Origin of the sequence: Paracoccus sanguinis (assembly GCF_900106665.1) — a bacterium.
Lineage (GTDB): Bacteria > Pseudomonadota > Alphaproteobacteria > Rhodobacterales > Rhodobacteraceae > Paracoccus > Paracoccus panacisoli.
This window is the reverse complement of the sequence record NZ_FNNA01000013.1, coordinates 2,501-5,809: the sequence shown is the minus strand read 5'-3', so window position 1 is coordinate 5,809 and position 3,309 is coordinate 2,501. Positions and strand designations below refer to the sequence as shown.

2 rRNA genes are annotated in these 3,309 nt (G+C 55.4%); both read right to left on the bottom strand.

The features are described 5' to 3' along the window. Positions 1-155: 155 nt before the first annotated feature. Positions 156-270, bottom strand: a 5S ribosomal RNA gene (rrf, locus tag BLW17_RS17100). 105 nt (positions 271-375) lie between these two features. Then, positions 376-3,204: ribosomal RNA gene (locus BLW17_RS17095) — 23S ribosomal RNA — on the bottom strand. Positions 3,205-3,309: the final 105 nt, after the last annotated feature.

The following is a 3,309-nucleotide window of genomic DNA, read 5'->3' as shown; positions in this document are numbered from 1 at the left end:
TGACCTTCAGGTTATGAGCCTGACGAGCTACCGGGCTGCTCTACCCCGCGACCGTGCCGCTTGTGCGGCGGGGGTTTCCCCGTGGGATCCGTTGAGGCGGGATCGGTTGGGGATGGTTATCGTTCCGAGAGATTTTTTTTTGCGTTTCTTTCCAGGTCTGGCGGTGACCTACTCTCCCACGTCTTGAGACGCAGTACCATTGGCGCGACGGCGCTTAACGGCCGAGTTCGGGATGGGATCGGGTGTTTCGCTCGTGCTATGGCCACCAGACCGGGGAAGAAACGCTCAGCGTTCCGGGGCGACCTGTGGGCCGCGTCCGAAGCATTGTCCAAGTTGCTTTTGATGGAGAAGGCAGTGGTCTGTCTTCTTCCGGATCAAATCAAGCCAATCGAGCCATTAGTACCGGTCAACTGAACGCATTGCTGCGCTTACATCTCCGGCCTATCGACGTGGTGGTCTTCCACGGCTCTCAAGGGATACCTTGTTTTGAGGGGGGCTTCACGCTTAGATGCCTTCAGCGTTTATCCTGTCCGTTCATAGCTACCCAGCACTGCCGTTGGCACGACAACTGGTCCACCAGTGGAACGTTCACCCCGGTCCTCTCGTACTAGGGGCAACTCCTCTCAAGTATCCTACACCCACGGCAGATAGGGACCGAACTGTCTCACGACGTTCTAAACCCAGCTCACGTACCTCTTTAAATGGCGAACAGCCATACCCTTGGGACCTGCTCCAGCCCCAGGATGAGATGAGCCGACATCGAGGTGCCAAACGATGCCGTCGATATGGACTCTTGGGCATCATCAGCCTGTTATCCCCAGCGTACCTTTTATCCGTTGAGCGATGGCCCTTCCACTCGGGACCACCGGATCACTATGGCCGTCTTTCGACTCTGCTCGACGTGTCAGTCTTGCAGTCAGGCTGGCTTCTGCCATTGCACTCAACGAGCGATTTCCGACCGCTCTGAGCCAACCTTCGCGCGCCTCCGTTACTCTTTGGGAGGCGACCGCCCCAGTCAAACTACCCACCACGCAGGGTCCCGGACCCGGATAACGGGCCGCGGTTAGACATCAAGAGTGCGAAGGGTGGTATCTCAAGGATGGCTCCACCGGAACTGGCGTCCCGGTTTCAGCGCCTACCACCTATCCTGCACATCACAATCCTGATGCCAGTGCGAAGCTATAGTAAAGGTGCATGGGGTCTTTCCGTCTAACCGCGGGAAGTCTGCATCTTCACAGACAATTCAATTTCGCTGAGTCCACGTTTGAGACAGCGGGGAGATCGTTACGCCATTCGTGCAGGTCGGAACTTACCCGACAAGGAATTTCGCTACCTTAGGACCGTTATAGTTACGGCCGCCGTTTACCGGGGCTTCAATTCGGAGCTTGCACCCCTCCTTTTAACCTTCCGGCACCGGGCAGGCGTCAGACTGTATACGTCGCCTTACGGCTTCGCACAGCCCTGTGTTTTAAGTAAACAGTCGCCACCCCCTGGTTTGTGCCCCCTGCCCACAGTTGCCTGCGAACAGGGCCTCCTTCTCGCGAACTTACGGAGGTATTTTGCCGAGTTCCTTAAACGTGGTTCTCTCAAGCGCCTTGGTATTCTCTACCAGTCCACCTGTGTCGGTTTCGGGTACGGTCTCATGGAGGGCTATTTCCAGGGACCCCGCAGCTGCCCGATCAATCCGTTAAGATCGAACAACCCTGAGGATCCGTCACCATCTCCTGGCCCAGGAATATTAACCTGGTTCCCATCGACTACGCCTTTCGGCCTCGCCTTAGGGGCCGGCTTACCCTGCTCAGATTAGCTTTAAGCAGGAACCCTTGGACTTTCGGCGACAGGGTCTCTCACCCTGTTTGTCGCTACTCATGTCAACATTCTCGCTTCTGATCACTCCACCGGATGCCTCACGGCCCGGCTTCACAGTCAGAACGTTGCCTCCGCTATCCCGAAGGATAGAAGAGGCGGCGTTCATTCACAGAACGCTCCGCTACCACGCACTCAAAGAGTGCATCCAAAGCTTCGGCTCGTGGCTTGAGCCCCGTTACATCTTCGCCGCAAGACCTCTTGTTTAGACCAGTGAGCTGTTACGCTATCTTTAAAGGATGGCTGCTTCTAAGCCAACCTCCTGGTTGTTTTGGAAGTCTCACATGCTTTCCCACTTAGCCACGAATTGGGGGCCTTAGCTGTTGGTCAGGGTTGTTTCCCTCTCCACGACGGACGTTAGCACCCGCCGTGTGTCTCCCGGATAGTACTCCTGGGTATTCGGAGTTTGCTTAGACTCAGTAAGGCTGTGGGCCCCCATCATCCATGCAGTGCTCTACCCCCCAGGGTATTCGTCCGAGGCGCTACCTAAATAGCTTTCGCGGAGAACCAGCTATCTCCAGATTTGATTGGCCTTTCACCCCTAGCCACACGTCATCCGGACCCTTTTCAACGGGTGTCGGTTCGGACCTCCAGTTGGTGTTACCCAACCTTCATCCTGCACATGGCTAGATCATCTGGTTTCGGGTCTAATCCATCTAACTTATTCGCCCTTTTAAGACTCGCTTTCGCTGCGCCTACACCTAACGGCTTAAGCTTGCTAGATAGACCAAGTCGTTGACCCATTATACAAAAGGTACGCCGTCACTTCTCAAGGAAGCTCCGACTGCTTGTAGGCGTCCGGTTTCAGAAACTGTTTCACTCCCCTCGTCGGGGTGCTTTTCACCTTTCCCTCACGGTACTGGTTCGCTATCGGTCAGCAAGGAGTACTTAGCCTTCGAGGGTGGTCCCCCGATCTTCAGACAGGATTTCACGTGTCCCGCCCTACTTACTGCGTCCGATCGAACTTCCCGTACGGGGCTGTCACCCGCTATGGCTGATCTTTCCAGATCATTCCGGTCATTCTCACGGCTCGGCTGGTCCCCGTTCGCTCGCCACTACTGGGGGAGTATCTGTTGATTTCCTTTCCTCCGGGTACTTAGATGTTTCAGTTCCCCGGGTTCGCTCTTGTAACCCTATGTATTCAAGTCACAAGTCCCTGGTTAACACCGTTATTGATACCCGAAGGTGACAATAACAGAGTTTCAGGTGGGTTTCCCCATTCGGAGATCTTTGGATCAAAGCCTATTCCCGGCTCCCCAAAGCTTATCGCAGGGTATCACGTCCTTCATCGCCTCTTGCTGCCAAGGCATCCACCAAACGCCCTTATCGCGCTTGATTTGACCCGGAAGAAGAAAGACCACGCATCACTGCGCCCGATCGCTCGGGATGTCTCCGGGTACCTTCGGCAGGTCCCGCAACGTCTTCTCCGGTCTAAAGCATGTA